This window comes from Propionigenium maris DSM 9537 (assembly GCF_027925155.1).
GTDB classification, from domain to species: Bacteria; Fusobacteriota; Fusobacteriia; order Fusobacteriales; family Fusobacteriaceae; genus Propionigenium; species Propionigenium maris.
Genome location: NZ_BSDY01000005.1, coordinates 45,028 through 69,558, shown reverse-complemented (window position 1 = coordinate 69,558; position 24,531 = coordinate 45,028). Strand labels below are relative to the sequence as shown.

General features: G+C 42.2%; 18 protein-coding genes. 2 read left to right on the top strand and 16 right to left on the bottom strand.

Features of this window, described 5'->3' with window-relative positions; translation table 11 throughout:
* Window positions 1-4 precede the first annotated feature (4 nt).
* The 5 genes from QMG11_RS06335 to QMG11_RS06315 all read right to left on the bottom strand — a co-directional run bounded on the left by QMG11_RS06335 (window position 5) and on the right by QMG11_RS06315 (window position 9,256).
* Window positions 5-4,483 (bottom strand): translocation/assembly module TamB domain-containing protein, encoded by a 4,479-nt coding sequence (locus QMG11_RS06335; RefSeq protein ID WP_281834417.1) that lies wholly within the window; start codon window positions 4,481-4,483, stop codon window positions 5-7.
* 20 nt (window positions 4,484-4,503) lie between these two features.
* Window positions 4,504-5,214 carry a 16S rRNA (guanine(527)-N(7))-methyltransferase RsmG gene (rsmG, locus tag QMG11_RS06330; RefSeq protein WP_281834416.1) on the bottom strand — a complete coding sequence of 237 codons (711 nt, stop codon included), beginning with the start codon at window positions 5,212-5,214 and terminating at the stop codon, window positions 4,504-4,506.
* 1 nt (window position 5,215) lies between these two features.
* Window positions 5,216-7,105: a tRNA uridine-5-carboxymethylaminomethyl(34) synthesis enzyme MnmG gene (gene mnmG, locus QMG11_RS06325; RefSeq protein ID WP_281834415.1), complete on the bottom strand. Its 1,890-nt coding sequence runs from the start codon at window positions 7,103-7,105 to the stop codon at window positions 5,216-5,218.
* Between the two features lie 98 nt (window positions 7,106-7,203).
* Window positions 7,204-7,863, bottom strand: coding sequence for a potassium channel family protein (locus tag QMG11_RS06320; RefSeq protein WP_281834414.1), 660 nt, complete (start codon window positions 7,861-7,863; stop codon window positions 7,204-7,206).
* 55 nt (window positions 7,864-7,918) lie between these two features.
* Entirely contained in the window at window positions 7,919-9,256 is a 1,338-nt protein-coding gene (locus QMG11_RS06315) for a TrkH family potassium uptake protein (RefSeq protein ID WP_281834413.1), read from the bottom strand.
* A 236-nt stretch (window positions 9,257-9,492) separates the two neighbouring features.
* On the opposite strand from QMG11_RS06315, the gene QMG11_RS06310 reads away from it, so the two are divergent.
* Together QMG11_RS06310 and QMG11_RS06305 are read left to right on the top strand one after the other, a co-directional pair.
* Window positions 9,493-10,683: a tetratricopeptide repeat protein gene (locus QMG11_RS06310; protein ID WP_281834412.1), complete on the top strand. Its 1,191-nt coding sequence runs from the start codon at window positions 9,493-9,495 to the stop codon at window positions 10,681-10,683.
* 193 nt (window positions 10,684-10,876) lie between these two features.
* Window positions 10,877-11,446, top strand: a complete 570-nt coding sequence (locus tag QMG11_RS06305; protein WP_281834411.1) for a hypothetical protein — start codon at window positions 10,877-10,879, stop codon at window positions 11,444-11,446.
* A gap of 78 nt (window positions 11,447-11,524) precedes the next feature.
* Here the strand turns inward: QMG11_RS06305 and QMG11_RS06300 are convergent, their stop codons facing one another.
* From QMG11_RS06300 to QMG11_RS06250, 11 genes are all read right to left on the bottom strand, one after another.
* Entirely contained in the window at window positions 11,525-13,138 is a 1,614-nt protein-coding gene (locus QMG11_RS06300; RefSeq protein ID WP_281834410.1) for an AbgT family transporter, read from the bottom strand.
* Window positions 13,139-13,441: 303 nt separating this feature from the next.
* On the bottom strand, window positions 13,442-14,662 hold the full coding sequence (gene pepT, locus QMG11_RS06295; protein ID WP_281834409.1) for a peptidase T: 1,221 nt from the start codon (window positions 14,660-14,662) through the stop codon (window positions 13,442-13,444).
* Window positions 14,663-15,033: 371 nt separating this feature from the next.
* Window positions 15,034-15,708 (bottom strand): PHP domain-containing protein, encoded by a 675-nt coding sequence (locus tag QMG11_RS06290; protein WP_281834408.1) that lies wholly within the window; start codon window positions 15,706-15,708, stop codon window positions 15,034-15,036.
* A 194-nt stretch (window positions 15,709-15,902) separates the two neighbouring features.
* Window positions 15,903-17,102, bottom strand: coding sequence for a glycosyltransferase family 4 protein (locus QMG11_RS06285; protein ID WP_281834407.1), 1,200 nt, complete (start codon window positions 17,100-17,102; stop codon window positions 15,903-15,905).
* Between the two features lie 72 nt (window positions 17,103-17,174).
* Window positions 17,175-18,620, bottom strand: a complete 1,446-nt coding sequence (gene gatB, locus QMG11_RS06280) for an Asp-tRNA(Asn)/Glu-tRNA(Gln) amidotransferase subunit GatB (protein ID WP_281834406.1) — start codon at window positions 18,618-18,620, stop codon at window positions 17,175-17,177.
* Between the two features lie 21 nt (window positions 18,621-18,641).
* A complete protein-coding gene (gene gatA / locus QMG11_RS06275) occupies window positions 18,642-20,099 on the bottom strand; it encodes an Asp-tRNA(Asn)/Glu-tRNA(Gln) amidotransferase subunit GatA (RefSeq protein ID WP_281834405.1) in 1,458 nt (485 codons plus the stop codon).
* 82 nt (window positions 20,100-20,181) lie between these two features.
* Window positions 20,182-20,472 carry an Asp-tRNA(Asn)/Glu-tRNA(Gln) amidotransferase subunit GatC gene (gene gatC / locus QMG11_RS06270; RefSeq protein WP_281834404.1) on the bottom strand — a complete coding sequence of 97 codons (291 nt, stop codon included), beginning with the start codon at window positions 20,470-20,472 and terminating at the stop codon, window positions 20,182-20,184.
* 60 nt (window positions 20,473-20,532) lie between these two features.
* Window positions 20,533-21,234, bottom strand: coding sequence for a pseudouridine synthase (locus QMG11_RS06265; RefSeq protein ID WP_281834754.1), 702 nt, complete (start codon window positions 21,232-21,234; stop codon window positions 20,533-20,535).
* Window positions 21,221-21,838 (bottom strand): SMC-Scp complex subunit ScpB, encoded by a 618-nt coding sequence (gene scpB, locus QMG11_RS06260; protein WP_309302085.1) that lies wholly within the window; start codon window positions 21,836-21,838, stop codon window positions 21,221-21,223. Before scpB ends, QMG11_RS06265 begins: the two co-directional genes overlap by 14 nt.
* A 3-nt stretch (window positions 21,839-21,841) precedes the next feature.
* Window positions 21,842-23,449, bottom strand: a complete 1,608-nt coding sequence (locus tag QMG11_RS06255) for a hypothetical protein (RefSeq protein ID WP_281834403.1) — start codon at window positions 23,447-23,449, stop codon at window positions 21,842-21,844.
* Between the two features lie 23 nt (window positions 23,450-23,472).
* On the bottom strand, window positions 23,473-24,522 hold the full coding sequence (locus QMG11_RS06250) for a rod shape-determining protein (protein WP_281834402.1): 1,050 nt from the start codon (window positions 24,520-24,522) through the stop codon (window positions 23,473-23,475).
* Between the last annotated feature and the right edge of the window lie 9 nt (window positions 24,523-24,531).

Genomic DNA, 24,531 nt, shown 5'->3' with positions numbered 1-24,531 from the left:
CTTCTTATTTTCTTCTGAAAATTTCCGTAATGCTATTATACCTTTTTCTGAATTTAAAATCAATATGGTAGTTCAAATTGCCCGATTCGTCTTCACGCCTGTTAATTCTACCCTCAGGAAGCTTACCTACTCCCACTCCCCAGGCGAAGTTAGGGGCAAACCTATGCTCTACAATGAAATCATACTCATCTATAGAGTCCCCCTCCTTGTTATCGGCGATACGTGCTGTGGCATTCCAGAAAACCTTGTCCTTATAGATGGGATTTTCTGCCTCTACCGAGGCTCCCAGTCCCAGGGAGGATTCCTCATACTGACCATCCTGATACTCATAGGCTGTGATATCCGAGGATATCTTAAACTTAGAAATCCTCAGGATTCTCTGTATCTCGCCCGATACAGGGTTGAATACCTGTCTGGATATCTGGCTGTCTAGGATATTTTTTACTACCACATTGGACGAGGATGAATCCATGGTGTTGTGGAAAGCCAGAAGGGAAGCTATATCCGCCTGGGATAGTCCCGAACTGGAGCTCAGTATGATCTCCAGGTCATCGAGTTTCCCTGTGGCTAATATATATACCTCTTCATTGGCTATTACAGATCTGGCATTAAGCATAACCGTTGGATTAACATTGGGAAGATACTCATCCTCTTCGTCAAAGAGGAGAACAGCCCTGTCCACCTCAAAGAGGTTGTTGTTTATCGTTACAGCTCCGCTTTCAGAGTTCAGCTCTCCCATAAACCTCGCTCTGGAATCCTTCACTGTAAGACGTCCCCTTCCCTTTATTACTGCTTCCAGGTCCTCCACAAGGGGAGCTACCTTTTCAAGGTTTATGAATATCCCCTCCTCTATGAGAAGGTTTATATCCACCTCTATCCCCTTGGTTCCTCTGGTTCTTATGGCAAAGTCCTCTCCCAAATCTGTACTGGCAGCTATTGCGCTCCCCTGGGCTTCAGCAGCTATCCCCTTTATCTCAGCCACATTCTCCTCTGAGACCTCTGGAATCCCCTTTACATCTCCCCTGTTTATAATGAAATTACCTGTAATCTTATTGTTTTCAAGGGTTGCATTGCTGCTCACAACAACTTCAATTACATCTTCATATACATACCTAAGCCTCTCCATCTCCAGTTTCAGGGAGTAGTTTAGAAGGGATAGGGGATCTAGCTCCCTCTCCATCCTCTTGAAGTCCGGAATATCCAGGAATCCCTTCAGGGATAACCTCCCCTCATTTACACCTCCTCTAAATTCATCTATAAATATCTTTTCATTGTCGAGTTTTATATCTGAATCTACACTTTCGATATTGATACCATACTCTGGAAGTTTACCCTTAAGGCCCTTCACCACAAAACTTCCCTCATTTTTATTGTTTTTCAGATTGAGGTCAATAGTAGAAATTCCTTCTATATCTTCAACTCCAAAGGGATACAGAAATACATTAAGAAACTTTAGGTCTATTTCAGAGGAGTTTACATTTAAATAGTAATCCAGGCTCTTTAAATCAACCTCTCCCTCAGCTTTAAGACTGTTCCCCTCATACTCTACAATGAACTCATCCAGTTTGGCTCCATCTAGGTCTCCTCCCAGGGAAACCTCCAATCCGTTGAGTTCAATATCCCCTATCTTAAACTGGTCACTTGAAATATCTCCGTAGTACTCCAGGTTTTCAAGATCTCCCTCTATCTTAAACTCCACATCTATTAAACCCTCCAAGGGAAGGTTGTTTGTAAGGTATGAAAGTTTCGATATATCAAGGGTAGTGGTCTTGGTCTTGGCAGAGATGGACCTCTCTCCCAAATCTGCCTTTACCTCTACAGCAAGTAACTCATCCCTATTTTCATCCAAGAGGGCCACCTGCTTAAGGTCTATCCTTCCCTCCTTGGCGATATTTTTCAGGGCTCCTCCTGTAAAACTCCCCTCCAGATAAAGATTAGGCAGGTGCTGACCTCTCAGGTAAACCTTGTCTACAGATGTTCTGAGGTATGACTTGGTAGACTCCCTGTCTCCCCAGAGATATACCTCTCCCAAAACTCTGTACTTAAGGTTAATATCTCCATAGTAGGAGGGGATATTTTCCTCCAAAAGGTTGGCCTTAAAACTATAGAGTCCACTGCTCAAATCATAGTTTCCTGAGACCATATTTCTATTTACCTTAAGCCGGTTAAGGGATACGCTGCCACCTTCATACACAAGGTTTCCCGAGATATTCAGGGGAGCTCCCTGAGAAAGTTTTAACCTTACCTCCTCCAGATTGGAATCTACCCTTATATCAGCGCTGCTTCCTGTTATAGATCCATCGATGGAGGAAATATCCAGTGTGAGGTCCAGGGTTTCCAGCTCCCTGTCGCTTATCTCCGATATATGATATTTAAAGTCCAGCAGATCAGAGGTGAAGTTATAACTTCCATAGATATTGGAGATGTTATTTCCAAAGTTTCTTATCCTCAGGATATCATCCTCTAGACTGGCGCTTATCTGGAAATCATAGAGATATACTCCTTCATACTCTACCCTTCCAAGGTACCCGTTAAAATAGGAGTTGAAGACTCCATCATTTTTGACGTAGATATCCCCTTCAAGGTTATTAAATTTTAAAAAATATTCTCCGCTTATATCTTTTATGTTTATATTTCCCTCAAACTCTTCCCTTTTCCCCTCAAATTTACCTGCCATAGTTCCAATGGCTTTAAGGTCTTGCACCTCTGTAAATTGTGCAAGGTCCAGGTTCTGAGCATCAAAGTCAAGCTTATAGGAGAGATCCTTTAAGTTAACCTCTCCACTTCCGCTAACGCTTCCTGTATCGTCGTAGTACTTAAATCTTTCAAATTTAATATTATCCTTCAGGGTGGATATATTACCTATAAGGTTCCTCTCCCCGTAGTTTATATCTATCTCTCCCTTACCTAGGAGAAAGCTCTTCTCCTTGAGGTCATAGACAAAGTTCAGCTCACTTCTGTTGGATACTTTTTTTCCCCCTATCTCCACCTCTATATCTTTCTTGGTAGACTGCTTCAGACTGAAGAGCTCTCTCTCCAGGTCAAGGTCTGCAGTGAGGGAAAGTATCTTAGAATCCAGCTCTACGCTGAACTTCTTTCCTACAAAGTCCAGGTCAGCTCTCCCTGAAACCCTCTCTATATTGGTTTCACTCTCAATATCAGAGATCTTATAGGTGAGCTCTCCCTCATCCTCTGTAAGCCTGGCATCTATTCCCACCAAAAAGTCTATGGGCATATAGGGATTGGGATATTCTCCCTTAAACTTTACATCTTTGAGGTAGAAGTTATCTCCCCCCTCATAGTAGAAGAGGCCCGAGAGATCCATTATCTGAAAGTCTCCTGCCGTATACTCTGGGGCGGAAAAATCTATATTGACCTTTAAATCGTAGTCTGCATCAAAGGCAAGGTTCACGTGGACCCTGTCCAGGAGCATATCTCCCACTGGAAGCTCTAGTTCTCCCAGCATCTCATATGCTTCCAGCTTTTCAAAGAGTATATCTTCCAGGTAGAAGTCGATATCTACTCCCTCATCTCCCTTATACTCTATAAAGAGAGTTCCGGGGTCATCCCCCAGCATATACTCACCCTTTACATAGATCTTTTCTCCTGCAAAGTTCACCTCTCCCTCACCATCTGTAACCTCTGTTTTCAGTCCCTTATAGTTAGCTCTTACCTGGGAGAAGCTTCCCCTTCCCCCAAAGGCATCTGGGTTGATGGTCATATCCAAATCCACTAATCCGTCTATATAGGTAAGTTCATCGTCGTCATAGGCATACTGCATCAGGTCTTCATTGATGGAAACACCCTTTAACACAACACCTATATCATAGGGATACTCCCTGTCATTGTAGCTGAAGGACAGATCCTCCCTGCCCCTTATTCCCTGGCTGATCCCGGTGAAGGTCAGGCTTATACCGTACTTCCTGTCAAAGGCTACATAACCAGCTACATTGGTTGCATCCTTTTCAATAGGTCTTTCATAGGCTGTATCCCTGTAGTGAAGATACCCTCCAGACATACTTATTCTGTCGATGGGAACACTGCTTCCCTCATTTACATAGGGGACATCCTCATCCTCTGAAGATTTTTCCTCATCATCATCATTCCCTAGGAAGGCATCCACTATATTTATATTGTTGTCTGCATCTCTTGTAATCCATACCTCTGGATCTGTTACTCTTATCTCATCTATCCTTCCCCTCAGAAGCCGGGATATCCTGTAGGATATCTCTACCAGGGGGGCTTCCAATATAAGTTCATCTCCATCCTTAAGAGTGACATCCCTTACTTCAATGAGGCCTCCCTTCTTAAAGGTAATAGAGCTACTCTCTATATCAGCCCCTACAAGTTCAAGGATTATTACTCTCACTGTCTGTGGAAGGTTGTATCTCACTGTCATATAGAGACTCCCAAATATCATAAAGAGAAGAGCTATTCCAAAGGTGACTATATATTTATGATATCTTCTGAGTAAGTCCTTCATAGGGTTTCCTCCAATTTTAGTTAAAGGGGTCTCTTTAGTGGAATTCCTGTTCTTCTTGGATATTTGCTATCTGTTTTCTCTCTCTTTTTCATTCTTATTATATGCCTTACATCCTTGCAGTATGGAAGGTGGAACACTTCCGTTCCCAGTATCTCTGTGGAGAGTACTTTAAGAGCATTTTCTGCTTCCAGTTCCTCCCCTGTTCCCTCCATCTTCAGGGCATAGAAATCCCCATCCACCTTAAGGAAGGGAACCATATATTCAAGGATTACATTTAGTTTAGATACTCCCCTGCACAATCCAAGGTCGTAGCTCTCCCTTCTGCCATCCTTCTTTATATACTCCTCTGCTCTTTCATTTACAACCTCGACATTGGTAAGGCCTAGATCATCCCTTACCATCTCCAGGAACTTGGTTTTCTTTCCTACTGAATCCATAAGGGTAAACCTTATCTGTGGATTACAAATAGCAAGAACCATCCCTGGGAATCCTGCTCCCGTCCCAATATCCATGGCACTTGTCATATCCTCTCTTATAAGCTTTTGAACAAGCATGGAGTCTAAAAAGTGCTTCTCTATAAGGTCCTTCTCATCCCTTATTGCTGTAAGGTTGGTATGCTTGTTGGTTTCCATAAGGAGCTCTGCATACTTCATTAATCTATCTATTATTTCCTCGGTTAATTCTACGCCTATTATATTTAGGCCCTCTACAAAATACTCTCTTAATTCCATTCTACAGTCCCCTTGCCTTTAATATCATCATCAGTATCTGGATATCCGCTGGAGATACTCCCGATATTCTCGATGCCTGACCTATATTCATAGGTCTCACTTCCTTAAGCTTCTCTCTGGCCTCTCCAGTGATATTTTCAATCTCATCATAGTTGAAGTCTGCTGGTATCACCTTATTTTCAAGAGACTTGTGCTTCTCTATCATCCTCAGGGATTTCTGAATATAACCAGCATACTTTACCTGTACCTCTACCTGATACTCTGTATCTAGTGGGTAGTTTCCAATCTCAAAATCCTCTACAAGCTCCGAGATATACTTAATGTCCTCATACTTTATCCTAGGTCTTCTCAGAAGCTCCTTCAGAGTAGTTCCAGACTTAAGGGCACCCTCTCCTGCTCTTTCCAGTACCTCGTTTACCCTCGGGTTAGATGATCCCACATGTTGCTTTTCTAACTTTTCTATTATTTCCTTTATATCCACTTCTTTTTGAAGTACCTTCTCATAGTGTTCCTTAGATAGAAGCCCTGCCTCATAACCCTTCTTGCTCAGTCTAAGATCTGCGTTGTCCTCTCTTAAAAGGAGTCTGTACTCACTTCTTGCAGTAAACATTCTGTATGGTTCATTGGTCCCCTTCGTTACCAGGTCATCGATAAGGGTTCCTATATATGAGTCTGCTCTGTCTAATACCAGAGGATCCTTCCCCTGAAGCTTTAGGGATGCATTGATTCCTGCCATAAGTCCCTGAACTCCTGCTTCCTCATATCCACTTGTTCCGTTGATCTGACCTGCAAGATACAGTCCCTCTACCTTCTTGGACTCAAGGGTGAAGTTTATCTCAGATGGCACCACATAGTCATACTCTATGGCATATCCATATCTCATAATCTTAGCCTTCTCCAGACCAGATATCTTTTGGAGCATCTCATACTGTACATCTGTAGGAAGAGATGTTGAGAATCCACTTATATATACCTCATTGGTATCATATCCCTCTACTTCAAGGAAGAGGTGGTGTCTCTCCTTCTCCTGATACCTGAATACCTTATCCTCTATAGATGGACAGTATCTTGGACCTGTACCTGCAATAGTCCCGTTAAAGAGCGGTGACTTTGCCTTATTGGAGATGATCGTGTCGTGAACATCTGTATTGGTAAAGGTTATATAACAAGGTATCTGCTTTCTTCCCTCTATCTCAGCGTCCTCAGTTCTGTCTGAAAATCTCAGCAGCTGTGTCTCGTCTCCAGGCTGCTCCTCGATCTTAGTGTAGTCCATTGTTCTTGCATCTATTCTTGCTGGAGTTCCCGTCTTAAACCTTCCAAGCTCTATTCCCAGCTTTTCCAGGGATAGAGGTAGCTCCTCCGATGGAAGCTCTCCCAGTCTTCCTCCCTTAAACTGCTTATCGCCAATGTGGATAAGTCCTCTCATAAAGGTACCAGAAGCCACGATAACCGATTTAGCTCTGAACTCCTCTCCCTCCTTGATCTTTACTCCAACTGCCTTGCCGTCCTCCACAAGGATGTCTGTTACCATCCCCTGGATAGGGTCAAGGTTCTCTGTGTTCTCAATGGTCTTCTTCATCTCCATGTGGTAGAGCTTCTTATCTGCCTGGGCTCTCAGGGATCTAACTGCAGGTCCCTTCTTGGTATTCAGAACCCTTATCTGGATATACGTCTTATCTATATTTCTTCCCATCTCTCCACCTAGGGCATCTAGCTCCCTTACTAGGTGAGATTTGGCAGGTCCTCCGATGGAAGGGTTACAAGACATTACCCCTATATTATCAAGGGTTATTGTAAACATAGCTGTCTTCATTCCCATTCTGGCTGCTGCAAGGGCTGCTTCGCACCCTGCATGACCTGCTCCAATTACTATTACATCAAAGTTATGCATCTGTTTCCTCCTAATTCTTTTAAAAGAAGGTACCACTAGGTAGCGGTACCCCTTTCCACCCATATCTTCATATGGACCATATTCTAACAATTTAAATACTACTTTAAACTCTCCAGCTGGTTGGCTGTCTTGGAGTCTGTAATTACAAGAAGAACATCCTCCTTCTCTATTATGGTATCTGCCTGTGGACTGGCATTTAATATACCGTTCTTCTTCTTTATCCCCACAACATTCACCTTATACTTATTTCTAACTCCCAGCTCCATAAGAGACTTCCCCCAGAATACACTAGGTGACTTTACTTCCAATAGAAGGAAGTCCTGAGAGAATCTTAGGTGCTCAATCATATTAGGCTCCATTGCAAGAAGAGCCACCCTCTTACCCATATACTCCTCTGGATAGATTACCTTATTGGCTCCTATCTTCTCAAGAACCTTTCCATGGGTTTTGGTTACAGCTTTTGCTATTATATTCTTTATCCCCATCTCCTTCAGTATAAGGGTTATAATGATGCTCGCCTGCTGGTTTGATCCTATACAGACAAAGGCCACATCAAAGTCCGATCCTATAGAGTTGAGCGACTTTTCATCTGTAGCATCTAGTGCCACTGCATTATCTACTATATTATTGTTTATAGCTTCCTGTACAAGGTCCTCATCTGCATCTATAGCCACAACATCTGCATCTGCTTCATACAGTGTCTTGGCCACACTTGTTCCGAACCTTCCCAGTCCTACTACAAGATATTGTTTTCCCATCTTCTTTCTCCCTTTCAAGCTTTATCATCTAAATTTTTATGTCTATCTTTAACTTCTATCCGATCAGGATATTTTCCTTAGGATATCTTCTTGCATGCCTCTGCTTCTGCTCTCCCAGAGCCAGGGCGAATGTCAGAGGTCCCAGTCTTCCTATGAGCATTGTTATAGTTATAAGCACCTTTGAAAACTGATTCATCTCTGGGGTAACCCCCATAGAAAGACCCACTGTTCCAAAGGCAGAGACCACCTCAAATATCGTCTCTGCAAATCCCAGGTCATCAAATACGAGCATCAGAAGTATTATAGTACTCACATAGGCCACTGATATTACAAGGATAGCCAGAGCTCTGTTCAGTATCTCCCATGAAAGTCTCCTGTTAGATACCTCTATATCCTCTCTTCCCCTTACTATTCCCACTACATAGAAGGCTATTACTCCAAAGGTAGTGGTCTTTATTCCTCCACCTGTAGATCCAGGTGATGCTCCTATAAACATAAGGATACAGAAGAGAAATATAGTTCCCGGGGTAAGATCACCCATGGGTACCGAGTTAAATCCTGCAGTACGGGTAGTAACACTCTGAAAGAATGAAGCTATTATCTTATAGAAGAGGTTCATCTCTCCTATGGTCTTGGGGTTCCTGTACTCCAACAGAAGAAAGAGCCCCATCCCTACCAGGGTAAGGATTATAGATATAAACAGTGCCATCTTAGACGTGAGGTTAAACCTCTTCTTGCTGGTAGTGATATACATGATGCTTGAGTTTATAACTGCAAAACCTATTCCTCCCAATATAATAAGGAAGGCCACCGACATATTTATAATGACATTTTGAGAATATCCCTCAAGGCTGTCTGAAAAGAGTGAAAACCCTGCATTACAGAAAGCTGATACCGAGTGAAACACCCCGTAGATAACAGCTCTTTTAAGGGGCATCCTTCTTAAAAATCCAAGGGTTAAAAAAATTGCCCCTATGAATTCAATTGTAAATACCATCATTATAATTCTTTTTATAAGGTCCGTTACCTCTCCAGTACTTTCTGCGTTGAGGTCCTCCTTCAGTATCTTTCTCTCGTGGTAGGTAATCCTCTTACCTATAAGAAGAAACACAAGGGATGAAAATGACATTATCCCCAGCCCTCCAAGCTGTATAAATATAAGGATAATGCTCTTCCCCATAGGAGTAAAGACCTTGCTTACATCCACCACAGTAAGTCCTGTTACAGCTATAGCCGATGTTATTGTAAAGAGTGAGGTCAGATAACTGATCTCATTTCCTGCTGTAGTTGCCCCTGGCAGCATAAGAAGAAAACTACCTATGAATATTGCTACCAGGAAAAATAGTAACAGTATCCTTGACGGAGGCATCTTTTTTATATTGAGTATTTCCATATTGCTACATCCCACCTTTTTTTGTCTCTAAAAACAATTTACAGCTAATGCCTAATTTATCTTAAACACCAGCTGCACTTCAAAATAAATATCTTTTTATCCTCTCCATAAAACAGGAGATAATACTGACTTATTATACATTATTTACCCCTACCTTGCAAGGGTTCCCTGGCTTGTAAAACTCTTAGACTTATGATACAATGTGAGGTAATTTTAGATAAAAGGGAGCGATTTTTTTGGTAAGAAAACTTAAAAGAAGAAATCTGTTCGTAACTCCAAATCTAGAAAAAGTTGCGGACAAGGAATATCTTATTGTTTTCCCAGAAAGTGCCGATAAATTTATACAAAAGCACTATGAAGCTGTGGAAAACCTAGAAAACGATTATCCTGTAGTAGCTGAGAAGGGCTTAAATGATGTAATTAAATCTCTTAAGGGACACTTTGCTTCATATAACCTTCTTATAGATATTGCTCAGGGAAACAACGACCACTCAAAGGTGGCAAAGCTCTTCACAAATGGAGAGAGAGAAGCTAAGACCATCTTAAATGCAGTATCCAAGGAGGACTCTATCCCATGGAAGTATGGATCAAATAGAGACTTCCTAAGATTCCTCTATAACCTTGGAGTAAGAGCTCTTGCTACCTCTTCTCTTAAAAAGGCTGAGGAGATCTTTAAGACGATCATCAGATTAAATCCTAGCGACGACCAGGATGTTAAGGAGATCCTTGTGGATACTCTTTTTGATCTGAAGAAGTACGATGAGATCATCGAGATCTCTAAAGACTACGATCACAGCAAGAACTCTGCTATGATCTTCAATGAGATTCTTTGCCAATACATCAAGGGAGACCTTGAGAGAGCTGCAGAACTTACTGGTAGTTTAAACGAGGAAAGTATCTCTGTATTCAGAAACCTTCTTGACGGAGAGGGAAATATCCTAGATGACAGTTCTGCTCATAACTATATTCCTATCAGTGTTATTCAGAACAAGTCACTCTTCTACTGGGAAAACTTTAAGGAGTACTGGGATTCATATCCAGGTTCCATCGATTTCCTAAAGGAAAATATCACCCTTGGAGAGGCTCCAACAGCTACTTCAGCTGTTGAGAAGGAAGGAGTAGCTGACCTTGATACCTGTCCACTTGATGCCTTCAAGGGACACCTTGAGGAGAAGAAACTAAAGGAAACTACTGTAAGGGAGCACATAGACAACATCAAGCTCTTTGAAGGTGTCCTTTCATCCAAGGAAGGAGTTTTAGAAGAAGTCCTTAACATCTATAAGGGAGGAGTTACAAAGTCTAAGCTTAATAAGCTTGTTACTACTCTTAACCAGTACTTTAGATTTGTTATAGAGGACAAGGAAGCTCTTAAGGAGATCCTGGGAGACCTTAAAACTCTTAAAGAGGGACTTTTAAACTCTATGTAAAACTTTAAATGACCGAAGATTACTTCGGTCATTTTTTATTGTTGAGAAATGTATAAAATTTATAGAAAATTATATGAAATAATAATGGTTCTCATTGTTTAGCAAAGTGCAGCATCACACTACTTTTTATTTCCAATAAAAGAAATGATGGGAGTAGGGGTATATATAAAATAAAAGTTCCGAGGTGATTACTATGAAAAATATCTATGGGAAATTCACTTCCCCCTCTGCTATGTGCTACCTCTATATAATCCTTACATTTACATCTATTATCCTCCCCAGAGACAATACCTATCTCTTAAAGTTATTTACTGTTACCACAACCCTTGTGGCTGTAACTATCCTCTGGGAACTCAAGGAAGCTCTTGCTACCAAGCTTGATCTTAGTTCTTTAAACTGGCTTTTCTACACCCTTATTGCCATTAAGTTTTTTATCTCCATAGTATATCTTATCTACCCGGATACCTCCCTTCTACTCACCAATGATCTTTTCAGAAGGGGAATGGCTCTTATACAGCTCCTCTATGCCTATAAGCTCATAACAATTAGAAGCTCCAAGGTAAAGGGCTTGTCCATCTATGGTTTTGCCATGGGAGTGAGCTCCATCTTCCTCTTCCTCCCAGGGGGATATGAGGTATCCTTTGCCCTTTCCCTTATAAACACCTATCTCCTCAGCGAGATCTTCTATGAGTTTCAGGAACTTTGCCCCAGAAATTTAAAAAGAAACGTGACCTTGCATCATGATAATCAGTTGAAGTACTAATAGCTTCACATAAGTGTTTTATGATTTTTAAACTTTCCTTTATAATAAAAAAGAGGGCATCTAAGCCCTCTCTTTTTATTACATGAATAGTGATACTCCTGGTCCGATTGGTAGTCCTGCAAATACCCATACTACGAATAGTACAGTCCAAGATAGTAGGAAGATGATAGAGTATGGAAGCATCATTGCGATGATTGTTCCTATACCCATGTCCTCACCCTTCTTAGAGTACTTTGCTGCGAAAGCTACTACGATTGGGAAGTATGACATTAGTGGTGAAATAATGTTTGTTGTTGAGTCACCGATTCTATATGCCAGCTGAGTTAGCTCTGGGCTAAGTCCTAGCTGTACAAACATTGGTACGAATACTGGTGAAAGCATTAGCCACTTAGATGATGCTCCTCCGATAAACAGGTTTACAAAAGCTGTCAGGAAGATAAGTCCTACTGCTGCTGCAATTCCACTGATTCCCATAGCCTGCATTCCGTCTGCAAGTTTTACTGCGATTACAATTCCGATGTTTGACTTTCCAAATACATATACGAACTGTGCAGATACGAAGATGATTACAAGGATAGCTCCACAAGATGACATTGCCTTAGTCAGTGAAGTAATTACATCTCTGTGAGACTTGATAGTCTTTGCTCCGATACCAAATGCTAGACCTGGCACAAAGAAGAACAGCATTAGGATGTATACGATAGACTCACTGAAGAATGGTCTTAGTATCTCCATAGTTTCAGGTTTTCTTCCGTTAGCTTCTACGAAAGCTGCAATCTCTGCTGGTGTCCATCTTAGTAGTCCAGACTCAGGTACAGTCATTAGAGCTACTAGGGCTATAAATCCAACAAATGCCACACCTGCAAATCTCATTCCCTTCTTTTCAAGGTCTGTAAGCTCAGAACCAGAATCCATGTCTAGGCTAGGTCCCTCATACTTTCCAAGTCTTGGCTCTACAACCTTATCTGTGATGAAAGCTCCTACAACTGTTACAAGAACTGTAGAAACTACCATGAAGAAGAAGTTCGCTGTTGGTGTTACTGAATATCCAGGTAATACGATCTGGGCTGCTTGAGTAGTGATTCCTCCAAGTAGCGGATCTGTAGTACCAACAAGAAGGTTTGCTGAGAATCCTCCAGATACTCCTGCAAAGGCTGCTGCCAGACCTGCAAGAGGGTGTCTTCCAAATGAAGCAAATATTACTGCTCCAAGAGGAATAAGTACAACATATCCTGCATCTGAAGCGATATTTGACATAACTCCTGCAAATACAACTATTGCTGATACCATATTCTTAGGTGTTGAAAGAACAACCTTCTTAATTACTGCATTGATAAGTCCAGATCCCTCTGCAAGACCTACTCCTAACATTGCTACGATGATAGAACCAAGAGCTGCGTGGCCTGTAAAGTTCTTTACTCCAGAAGTAAATACTCCTCTAAGTCCTTCTGCTGTTAATAGGTTAACTACTCCAGTAGTTACATGAGTTACCTCTCCCCCTGATATTCTCTGGTAGGTTACCCCTACACCCATTGCCGATAGAATTGCCGATAGAATTAATGTCCCCACAAAGAATCCAAAAAACATTGCTACAGGGTGAGGCAGCTTATTTCCAGCTACTTCTACAAAAGTAAGAAACTTATCAAAAGCTCCTTTCTTCTCTCCCGTTTTTACACTCGTGCTAGTATTCATCTTTCCCTCCTTAACTTTCTATATACAAAATATATGAATGACCATAATTTCATATAATAGATTTCGACTACTGTTTTTTATTCGTCTTATATGTTTGTAATATTATCACAAAATTGAAAAGAACGTCAAGAGAGCTTTTTGTTCTTTTTATCCCTGTTTCACAAGTATAATTAGGCTTAAAATGAATAAAATGAATGTGCGTATCTTTTTAAACCCTTCTATTCTACCAAATATTAAAGTTTGATTAAAAAAAGAACCATTCATATAATGAATGGTTCTTCGGTGATATATTAGTTTTTTCTATTATATCTTTGTATAATTTTCTACTACTTTAACTATTACTTCTACTGATTTTTTCATAGACTGAACTGGGATATATTCGAACTTTCCGTGGAAGTTATGTCCTCCCGTAAAGATATTTGGACAAGGTAGTCCCATGTAGGAAAGTCTAGCTCCATCTGTTCCACCTCTGATTGGCTTTATTATAGGAGTCACTCCAGCTTCCTCCATAGACTTCTTAGCTATCTCCACAACCTCCATTACAGGCTCTATCTTCTCTCTCATATTAAAGTATGAGTCCTTGATCTCTAGCTCCACACATCCTGCTCCATACTTCTTGTTCAGGTATTCAGCAACATCTCCCATAAGTTCCTTTTTAACAGCAAACTTTTCCTTGTCGTGGTCTCTTATGATATATGTCATACTTGTATTTTCAACTGTTCCAGACATGTTGATAAGAAGGAAGAATCCCTCATACTTTTCAGTGTGCTCAGGTCTCTGATCCGATGGAAGCATAGCATTTAACTCCATACCTATTAACGCAGAATTAACCATCTTGTTCTTTGCAGTTCCAGGATGGATGTTTCTACCGTTTATCTTTATAGTTGCAGTTGCAGCATTGAAGTTTTCATACTCAAGCTCACCAATCTCTCCCCCATCTATTGTATAAGCATACTTAGCTCCAAACTTCTCTACATTAAATAAGTTAGCTCCTCTACCGATCTCCTCGTCTGGAGTAAATCCTACCTTTATCTCTCCGTGCTTTATCTCTGGGTGCTTTACAAGGTAGTCCATTGCTTCAAGTATCTCAGCTATTCCTGCCTTATTATCTGCTCCAAGAAGAGTTGTTCCGTCTGTTACTATAAGGTCCTGCCCCTTGTAGTTTGGAAGCTCAGGGAAATCCACTGGAGACATAACTGTATTGTCTGCTTCATTTAATACTATCTCTCCTCCGTCGTAGTTCTCAACTATTCTAGGCTTTACATCCTTTCCAGAGTAGTCTGGAGCAGTATCCATGTGAGCTATGAATCCAACTGTAGGAACCTCCTTATCTACATTTGAAGGAAGGGTTGCCATAATATAACCATTTTCATCCATGGATACATCCGACATTCCTATCTCCTTTAGATCCTCTATTATTACCTTTGCCAGGTCAAATTGCTTCTCCGTACTTGGACAAGTAGTGCTCTCCTCATTAGACTGAGTGTCTATCTTTACATACTTTAAGAATCTTTCTACCAACATCTGATACCTCCGCTTTTTCTAGTAAATTTCGTTAAATTTTTAAAGTTTATCTTGTATCCAAACAAAACTTTTTGAACATTAGCTGTATTATACCTATTTTTATGGTATTGTGCAATGAAAAAGGGTAGATTTTTTGTCTCCTCTATAATCTACGGAATAACCTCAACTCCAAAATTCTTATCACTCCTTCATGAGATGAACGCTGAAACCATAATCTATTAAAGGAGAACCTCTGAATAAGATTAAAGGTAAAAAACCTCCAGGTGGGTTGTTAAGTAACTATTCATTCTTCTGTATTATATCTTTCCTAGACGGGAGCTTAGACTGGATAAAAAAAGGAGAAGACCATCCACTGGCTTCTCCTATCTTTTTTATGCACCCTTCTTTATTATTCCTGCAAACTTATTTGCCCTTAGGGTAGTTCCATCGTTCAGGTGATAAATCCCCTCATCATAGGTTGCTGGAAGAAACTTTCCTTCCCTCAGCTCACAAATAAGCTCCTCCACGCTTGAAATCTTCCTTGAAAACTTAGTGGCATACCTTCCCACTTCGTGTTTGTAGTGAGCATCACTTGCTCCTACCCTTCCAACCTCCAACCTTCTGGTAAGGTTGTCCGCCTCTATATTTAGCTCTATGGGGGTATTTCCATTTAATACCTCTACCCCTGTAAGCCTCTCATAAACATCCTTTATACCCTCTCCCAGGCCTCTGTTGTTTCTTCTGAATGGGTGGGCCACTATAGCTGCTCCCCCTCTTTTTTCTACAAGGTCTAAGAGTTCCCCTACGTGAAGCATCTCCTCTGGAACCTCATCCAGACCAAAGACTACAACATCTCCCTGATATGTAAGTATCTCCACCCCCACAAAAATAGGGTATCCTGTTTTTCTGCTATATTCAGCAGCTCTCTCCCTGATCTCCAGGTTGTCATGATCTGTTACACAGATCCCGTCAAGTCCAAGCTCTCTTGCCTGGTCCACTGCATCTTCCAGTGTCATATGGCTATCTCTAGATGTAGGCCATATGTGCATGTGCATATCCAGTAACATTCTTCCCTCCCTTAAGTAAATCTCTTTAAATCAACAGAAAGCCCCCACTTTCTACGACCTCATTAAGGTTAGGGTTTTACCATTGGGAAACACTCTTCCCTGCCTCTACTTTACCTTCACCGAAGGTCGGTTCCAACTCCCTCATCCAGGGACGTTTGTCTAAATTCTACTCCTATTGTACCCCTTTTTTGCTCCTATGAAAAGTTTTTTTTGCAGAGCTCCTTCATGAGGTTCAGATACCTTTCTCCAACCCCCTCCCAGCTAAGCTCTGAAAGGGTTGGGGTGATCTGAGACCTCTCTCCCTCTATGACCTCCTCCAGCTTCTTTCTGAGCTCCTCCACATATCTCTCCCTGTGAAGAGGAGAGATCTTATCCACCCCCTCCAGTTCAGGCATAGGAAGGAAGTGTACTCTTCCGCTGTCAAGGACCCCTTCTCCAAGGCCCTCCCTTAAACCAGGAAGGTCATTTACCACTACCTCCATTCCACATGCCAGGGCTTCCACAACCACCATGGGAAACCCCTCATAGTAGGAGGGAAGAACCAGGATATGTCCCTTTCTTAGCCCCTTGGCCAGCTTCCTCTGCTCTACCTGGCCAAGGAGCTCCACCTCTTCTCCAAGTTCTTTTGCTTTCTTCTCCAGCGCTCTTCCCTCTTCTCCACCAATACCTCCTGCCAGCTTGAGCTTCACACCCTCTCTGCAGCCAAGTCTGTCATAGGCCTCTAGAAGCTCCTCTACTCCTTTGGCCCGGGAGATCTTTCCCACATACCAGACCTCTATATCCTTCCCCTTGCTTCCCTGGAAGTTAAAGAGGTTTTTATCATACCCGAGGCCCATAATCTCTATCCTCTTCTCATCTATGGAGAAGACCTCGCCTATCCTTCTCCTCTGCTCCCTGTGAAGAGCCAGAATCCTGTCCACTTTGGGTATCTGCTCCCCTATATACTCCCTTTCCAGATCGTGGGAGTGGAGCTGCCTAAGATCCGTTGCATGACACACCCCTATCACCTTGGAATCTGAAAAGATCTCCCTCACCATGGATGTGAGGAGGTAGAGGTGGTGGCTCACCACGATATCCGGTTTAAACTCCTCCCTTACCTCAAGGAGCTTTTTTCTATAGACCCTCTTCCACGCCTCCAGCCTTTCTCCCCTTAGCTCCCTATAGGTTGTGCTCTCATAGGGCATCCTGTCGGACATCCCTACCACTGGAAACTCCAGCTCTCCCCTCCTGAACAATACAGGGTAAAAGGGGATATCTGAATGAATCTCATCCTCCGCGTCTATTCCAGCTATGAGAGCCTGGTCGAATCCCTTAAGGTGCTGGATGAGGTTTTTTACATATACCCCGCTCCCTGTATCCTGGGGTTTTTGTGCTATTACATGCAGTATCTTCATACTTTAATCTCCCTTTATTAAACCATACCTTTGAAATACAGAAAATCCCCGAACCTGTCGGGGATTTCTATCTTAAGAAAGTTTCTTTATCAGTAGTTCAGTTACGATAGTTGGATTTGCCTTTCCCTTAGAGGCTTTCATTACCTGCCCCATAAGTCCCTTCATAACTCTTGGTTTTCTTCCCTCATCTGCTTCCTTATAGTCCTCTATAAGCTTAGGGTTGTTAGCCAGCACCTCATCTACCATTGCCTCAATAGCTCCAGTATCTGCTACCTGTGCCATCCCCTCTGCCTCTACTATCTCTGCAGGGGTTCTCTCATCTGTTAACTTTATCTCAAATAACTTCTTAGCTATCTTACTTGAGATCTTTCCACCATCGATAAGCTTTATGATCTCCCCTAAGTCCTCAGAGGTAATTGAGAACTCAGTGATATCCTTGTTCTCCTCCTTCAGCACTCTCAGTACCTCAGTCATTATCCAGTTAGCTGTAGTCTTAGGATTGTTAGATGCCTTAACTGCTGCCTCATAGTAGTCAGCAAGCTCCATCTCCTCACAAAGGATAGCAGCATCTGTAGTAGAAAGCTTGTAGTCTCTTGCGAATCTTGCCATCTTATCTACCTTGGACTCAGGCATAGTCTCTCTTATAGCTTCGATCTGCTCATCTGAGATAACAAGTCTTACAAGGTCTGGCTCTGGGAAGAATCTGTAGTCCATAGCCTCCTCCTTACTTCTCATTACTCTGGTAACCTGAACCTCATCATCCCAAAGTCTTGTCTCCTGATCGATACTACCGCCCTCTTCGATAGTTTCTATCTGTCTTCCAATCTCATAGTCGATGGCTCTTGCTACAGCCTTGAAGGAGTTCAGGTTTTTAACCTCTACCCTTGTTCCAAACTTCTCCTCTCCCTTAGGCCTTACAGAGATGTTTGCGTCACATCTAAGAGATCCAAGTTCCATGGATACATCTGAGATCTCAGTATACTTTATTGCATCCTTAAGAAGGTTAAGGTACTCATAGGCCTCCTCAGAGGATCTCATATCTGGTTCAGATACGATCTCAATTAGAGGCATAGAAGCTCTGTTGTAGTTGATAAAGGACTCATCCCCTGCATGCATGGATTTACCAGTATCCTCTTCTATCTGGATCTTAGTGATCCCAACCTTTCTTTCCTTTCCAGATTTAAGAGTTACATCTATATGACCGTGCTCAGCATATGGGTGATCAAACTGAGTAATCTGATACCCCTTTGTCAGGTCTGGATAGAAGTAGTTCTTTCTGTCAAATCTGCTTACCTTGTTTACATCACAGTTAAGGGCAAGGGCAGCTTTTATTGCATACTCTACAACCTTTTCATTTAACTTTGGTAGTGCTCCTGGGTGCCCAAGACATATAGGGCATGTATGTGTATTAATTGGTGAGTTGTCGTAGTCTGCACTACATCCACACCATACTTTAGTTCCTGTATTTAGCTGTAAGTGAACCTCTAGTCCAATTACCGATTCCCATTCTCTTGCCATTTTCTTCCTCCATTCCTCTCTTTAGTAAGTTTCTGGGAGCTTCCACTCTCCACGTACTCTTTCAAATGCATCTCCAGCTCTTAGTATGTCAGCTTCTCCAAAGGCTTTACCAATTAACTGTACCCCTACTGGCATACCCTCTGCAAGTCCTGCTGGTACAGAAATTCCTGGAAGTCCTGCAAGGTTTGCACTGATTGTGAAGATGTCCTCTAAGTATAGCTCGATTGGAGTCTTCTTGTCGTCTAGTCTGAAGGCAACACCTGGTGCTGTTGGTGCCAGGATCATATCAACCTGCTCAAAGGCCTTTTCAAAGTCTTCCTTGATAAGTCTTCTTACCTGCTGTGCTTTTCTATAATATGCATCGTAGAATCCTGCACTCAGTACATAGGTACCTATCATTATTCTTCTCTTTACTTCATCTCCAAAGCCTTCACTTCTGGATTTAATGTATAGGTCATCTACTCCATTAATATCTGCAGCTCTGTGACCGTATCTTACTCCGTCAAATCTTGCAAGGTTTGAACTTGCCTCTGCTGGTGCTAAGATATAGTATACAGATACTGCATACTTAGTGTGAGGAAGACTTATATCTACGATCTCCGCTCCCATCTCTCTATACTTCTCTATAGCATCATCTATTACCTTCTTTACCTCTGGCTTGATTCCCTCGATGAAGTACTCCTTAGGCACACCAATCTTCATACCCTTTACATCTCCAGTAAGAGCCTCTGTATAGTCAGGTACTTCTACGTCCTCTAAAGTTGAATCGTAGTCATCCATTCCTGCGATTACATTCATAGTAAGAGCTGCATCCTTTACAGTCTTTGTAAATGGTCCGATCTGGTCTAGAGATGAGGCAAAGGCCATGATCCCGTATCTGGATACCCTTCCATATGTAGGCTTAAGTCCAACTATACCACAGTATGAAGCGGGCTGTCTGATAGATCCCCCTGTATCCGATCCAAGAGCCATGAATGCCTGAGAAGCTGCCACTGCTGAAGCTGATCCTCCTGATGATCCTCCTGGTACTCTTGTAGTATCCCAAGGGTTTTTAGTCTCCTTGAAGCAAGATGTCTTTGTGGAAGATCCCATGGCAAACTCATCCATGTTAGTCTTACCTATGATGATAGCATCTGCTTCCTTTAGCTTTGTTACCACTGTAGCATCGTAGATCCCCTCATATCCCTCTAGGATCTTAGAGCAAGATGAAGATGGGTCTCCGTAGGATACCATGTTATCTTTAAGGGCTACTGGCACCCCTGCAAGGGCTCCTACCTTTTCTCCCTTGGCAATCTTTTCATCAACTGCTGCTGCTGCCTCAAGGGCTTTCTCCTTATTCAGAGATACAAAACTTCCTATCTTATCGTCTGTTGCTTCTATTCTATCGAAAATTGCCTTTACTACGTCCACTGATTTTACTTCACCAGCAAGAATCTTCTCTCTCACCTCAAAAGCAGTAAGGTCGTAAATCTTATCCATTTCTGTTCCTCCCACGCTTACTAGTTATTTTGTCTTTCTATCCAGCCTCTAAAATCGCCGGCACCTTTTTACCTCTAGGCTCCTACTCTCCCACTACCTTAGGTACGATTAGGGCACCATCAGCTGTTTCAGGAGCATTTTTCATAGCTTCCTCTACAGTTAGAGATTTTCTTACCTCATCTGCTCTAAGTCTGTTTATTCCGTCGTGTACAGAGATTAGAGGCTCTACCCCCTCTGTATCCACTTCATTTAACACTTCTACATATCCTAATATATCATTAAGTTGTTGTTGGAATTCACCAATCTCTTCCTCTTTAAACTTTAATCTTGCAAGTTCAGCTACCTTTAGTACTTCCTCTCTTGTTAAAGACATGTCTACCTCCTCTATGATTATCTATATAAAATATAATTTTTTCTTTCTCAGGTCTTTCTCCTACAGGCTGTAGAGGTATCTTACCTCTTCATCTGTAAGCTCTCTGTACTGACCCTCTGCAAGGTCTCTTATGCCTAACCTACCGATCTTTTCCCTCTTAAGGTCGTATACAGGGTGCCCCACAGCACTACACATCCTTCTGATCTGTCTGTTTCTTCCCTCTCTTATCTCAATAATAAGACTTGTGGATCTTGGGCTGCTTTTAACTAGCCTTACCTTAGCTGGAAGGGTTCTTCCGTCCTCTAGCTCCACTCCCTCTGCAAGTTTTTTGAGGGAGGTATCTTCCATCTCTCCCTTTACTACTACAAAGTAGGATTTATACACTGTGGATCTCGGGTGGATTATTCTGTTAAAGAGTTCCCCGTCGTTTGTCAGAAGGATTAGGCCAGTTGTGTCAAAGTCAAGCCTTCCAATGGGATAGATCCTCTGCTTGGTGTCTATCATATCCACCACAGTTCTTCTTCCTCTGTCATCCTTGGCTGCACTAATTACTCCCTTGGGCTTATTAAGAATATAGTAAACCTTCTTCTCCTGGGAGGTCTCTATAACCTTTCCCCTTACCTCTATCTCATCCTCAGATGATACCTTCATTCCGCTTGTAGCCGGCTCTCCATTTACCTTTATAAGGCCCTCATCTACAAGCCTGTCTACCTCTCTTCTGGATGCAACACCCAGGGAGGAGAGGTATTTATTTATCCTCATCTTTTCCGTCAATTCTATCTCTCACCTCTCTATAGTTGGGAAGTTCTTCCACACTCTCTATTCCCATATATGCAAGGAAGGTATCCGTTACCTCATATAGGTTTGGTCTTCCAATTCCCTCCCTCTTACCACATACGGCAATCAGCTTCTTCTCCTCTAGGGAGCTCATAACTCCGTCTACAGCTACTCCCCTTATATCCTCTACATCCCCCTTAGTTACAGGCTGCCTGTAAGCTATTATGGACAGGGTTTCCATGGCTGCTGCCGACAGTTTCTTAGGTCTGCTCTCCTGATTAAAGAAACAGTGTACCGTCTCGCCGCTCTTGGGATTGGTGGCCAGGTATACCCTGCCACCCTTTACATAGAGGTTTATTCCCCTGTCTCTCATCTCCTCCCTTATATCGAAGAGGATATCCTTAATGGTATCCATCCCCTTCTTAAAGTACTTGGAGAGCTCCTCTATCTGAAGATCGTCTCCAGAAAGGAGGAGTATAGCTTCTATATCTCTTTTCATTATCTCTCTATTTTTGACCGCCTTGGTCTCTGGAATCTCTATCTGCTCCAGATTTTCCAGCGGCTCAAAGGATCTGTCCTGTTCTATCATCTGCTACTCTATCCCCCTAAAGTAATTTGTTATTAAATAGGAGAATATCAAATCTCCGTATATCCCTGCCTCATTATTTTCATTGGGATACATCCGAGGGGTAATATAGTTGTTATTTTTATCTACCATCTCCCTCACCCTTGCAAATAGCATCTCTCCCCTCTGTTGAAAATCATTGTCAAGGAGGTGACGGGCAAAGGTCAGGTTGTAATCTGTATCCACAAAGTCATCCCCTGGAAACATTAGAAAACCTAATCTGCTGTTATAGTATTTCTTGTACTCCTCATCCAGAATAGCTCTTCTCACATCCTTGGGATAGAGGTTTATATAGGCTATATTCCTTGGGTTTGCCTCTAGAGAGCTTGGAGTATCCTTTAGACCGTCTGGGGTCATGTAGTTTTTTTCAACATTCTCCCTCAGAAGGACAAGTTTCCTCTCCACCGTCTCCTTAGGAAGATAGTCCACTGTCTGAATATCTTTCAGAACATCTTCCAGCACACTTATGAGGTAGAAGTAGGTTTCTATCCTCTCCTCCTCTACTTGGAACCTTCCCTCATCATCTATCCCAGCAAGTATCCTCTGGAATATAGGGTAGATTGTAGTTCTTATATAGGTCTCCCCCACCACATCCTTGGAGTACTCCCAGCTCTTCACCAGAGACATAAGAATAGCTACATCCTCAGGGGTGTTCTTCCTGCTGAACCTGTAATTTCTCAGGATAGCCAGAGCCTCCCTGTCCTTTCCGTAGTTGGCAAGGAGGGTGGACAGCTTCATATTTGTAGTCAGCTGCTGCTCACTGGCTGTATAGGAGATGGTTCTTGGAATTGGAAACCCCATGGTTATCATCTTCAGCTGGGTCAGCTGCTCCCTTACCTCCCTGGGATATCCCTGGAAGTCCCAGTTCCAATCCTTCCAGAAGGTATATTCTTCCTTTAATATTCCGGGATTCAGCTCTATCCTGTTCTCCCACTTCTCCTTCCCGAAGTTGAGGATGAGGATATCCGACCCCCTCTTACTATTACCCCTTATCTCTGAAGCTAAGAGCAGTTTCACATCCTGATACCTGATGGTTCTACGTCTTACCTCCTTAAACTTCAACTCCTCCATAAATTCCTGGTTGGAAAGATACATCCCCATGGGATTGTTTAGAGACTTCATTCTGAAGTCATCTAAAAAATAGTAGTCCTTGGGACTGTTATAATCTAAGATATTTATATTCCTGTAGGGGTATATCCTGTAGAGAAGCTTTACCGTGGTTTCCTCTCGAACCTTTCTCACTGCTGTAGTTATATACAGCTTGTCCCTCTCGATAACCGACGGAAAGATAAAGGTGGCAAACTTTACGTCTGCCACTTCACTGACAACCATTATTATGTTTGTATTGGATAATATTCTTGCCGACTTTATATGCTCATTTAACAGGTAGGGTTTATTGTCGATAAGGACTCCAACATCAAGGATGGATATATCCGGCTGTTCAAAGACAGATCCCTTGATACTGTGTATTCTCATCTCGCTTTCATCTAGGTAAAGTCCGATTTTACCGTTGGTAGTTACCAGATTGGCATACAGGTTGATACAGAGGGCTAGAAATATCAAAATTAATTTCATACCTTCCCCTCCTTCACTTGGAATTAGTAGTCTATTTCAGGAGAAATTATTACCTCTCTATACATTTCAAATCCTTTTAATAACTCCTCTATACCTCTTACCACAGCATTTAATGGTTCCTCTGTTATAGTTACATTTATATGAAGAGCATTGGCGATCTTTCTGTCAAGTCCCCTGATCATAGCTCCTCCCCCTGCAAGGACAAGCCCCTTTCTCTTGATATCTGCTGAAAGCTCAGGCGGGGTCTTTTCAAGGATTACCTTGATCTCCTCTATAATCTGGTGCATCAGTTCCTCCAGTGCTTCCCTTATCTCTGTGGATCTTATTACCACATTTTTAGGAAGACCGTTTAGTACATTTCTTCCGCTTATCTCAATGCTCAGCTCCTCTTCCAGTTCAATAGCTGTTCCCACATTTATCTTTATCTCCTCTGCGGTTCTGTCTCCGATAAGAAGGCTGTGCTTCTGTCTTACATACTGAACTATGGCATTGTCAAACTTGTCCCCTGCCACTCTTAGGGAGCTTGTCTTAACTATTCCTCCAAGAGATATTACAGCTATCTCTGTAGTACCTCCTCCGATATCTACAATAAGGTTCCCCTCTGGTTCAAAGATATCCAGACCTGCTCCTATTGCTGCCGCCATAGGTTCCTCTATAAGGTAGGCCTCTCTTGCCCCAGCTTCCCTTGTTACGTCTATTACAGCTCTCTTCTCTACCTGGGTAACTCCAGCTGGTACACATATTACCACCCTTGGGTTGGTAAGAAACTTCCTCTTGTGCACCTTCTTATAGAACTCACGAAGCATTTTTTCAGTTACCTCATAGTCTGCTATTACTCCGTTTTTAAGGGGTCTTATAGCTGAAATGGATGCCGGTGTTCTACCGATCATCTTCTTAGCCTGCTCCCCTACCTCATATATCTCCTTAGTTCTCTGTCTCACTGCTACTACCGAGGGTTCATTGAGCACTACCCCTTTATTCTTAACACATACCAGAGTATTAGCCGTTCCAAGGTCTATCCCTAAATCTTCAGAAAACATTCCGAAGACCTTATTCATCTTTTTCTTAAGCATCCTTTCACC